2 protein-coding genes are annotated in these 1053 nt (G+C 74.4%); both read left to right on the forward strand.

Annotation, left to right across the window (positions count from 1 at the left end; genetic code table 11):
* Positions 1–597 (forward strand): aminoglycoside phosphotransferase family protein (locus ACFY5C_RS42035; protein ID WP_389455384.1); only part of this gene is annotated, 597 nt, incomplete at its 5' end.
* Between the two features lie 9 nt (positions 598–606).
* On the forward strand, positions 607–1053 hold a 447-nt coding region (locus ACFY5C_RS42040), incomplete at its 3' end, for a GNAT family N-acetyltransferase (protein WP_389455386.1).

The following is a 1053-nucleotide window of genomic DNA, read 5'->3' on the forward strand; positions in this document are numbered from 1 at the left end:
CACGACCCGGCCACCGGCACGATGCTCCTCGAACGCCTCGACCCCACCCGCTCCCTCGCGGCCCTGGACGCCCACGGCTCCGTGCTGGCCATCGCCGGTCTCCTCGCCCATCTGACGTCGTTCACCGCTCCGCCGGGCCTGCGCCGCCTCGGCGACATCGCGCACGGCATGCTGGAGCGCACCCCCCGCGCCCTGGACCGGGTCACTGACCCGCGAGCCCGCCGCCTGCTCGCCGACTGCGCCGCCGCCGTACGGGAGGTCGCCGACGAGCCCGGCGACCGCCTGCTCCACTGGGACCTGCACGAGGGGAACGTCCTCGCCTCCGCACGCGCCCCCTGGCTGGCGATCGACCCCAAGCCGCTCGCCGGCGACCCCGGATTCGAGCTGTGGCCCGCCCTGGACAACCGCTTCGACGCCGACGACGTCGTGTGGCGCTTCGACGCCATGACCGACGTCCTCGGCCTGGACCGGGCCCGCGCGCTGGCCTGGACGTACGGCCGTCTGCTGCAGAACTGCCTGTGGGACGTCGAGGACGGCCGCCCCCTCGACGAGCACCTGTTCGAGATCGCCGCGCGGCTGCGCGCGGCGGGCGGTTAGCCTCCGACCATGATTCGCACCGCCACCCCCGCCGACGTCCCCGCCCTGCACACCCTGATCCGTGAGCTCGCCGCCTACGAGAAGGTGCCGCACGAGGCCAGGGCGACCCCGGAGCAGCTGCACGAGGCCCTGTTCGGCGAGCGCCCCGCCGTGTACGCGCACATCGCGGCCGACGACGACACCGGCGAGACCGTCGGCTGCGCGCTGTGGTTCCTGAACTTCTCCACCTGGCGCGGGGTGCACGGCGTCTACCTGGAGGACCTGTACGTCCGCCCCGCCGCCCGGGGCGCCGGCCACGGCAAGGCCCTGCTCAGCGAGCTGGCCCGGCTGTGCGTGGAGCGCGGCTACCAGCGCCTGGAGTGGTCGGTCCTCGACTGGAACGCCCCGTCGATCGCCTTCTACGAGTCCCTGGGCGCCCGCCCGCAGGACGGCTGGACGGTGTACCGGCTGACGGTC

The organism is Streptomyces sp. NPDC012935 (assembly GCF_042900345.1).
Lineage (GTDB): Bacteria > Actinomycetota > Actinomycetes > Streptomycetales > Streptomycetaceae > Streptomyces.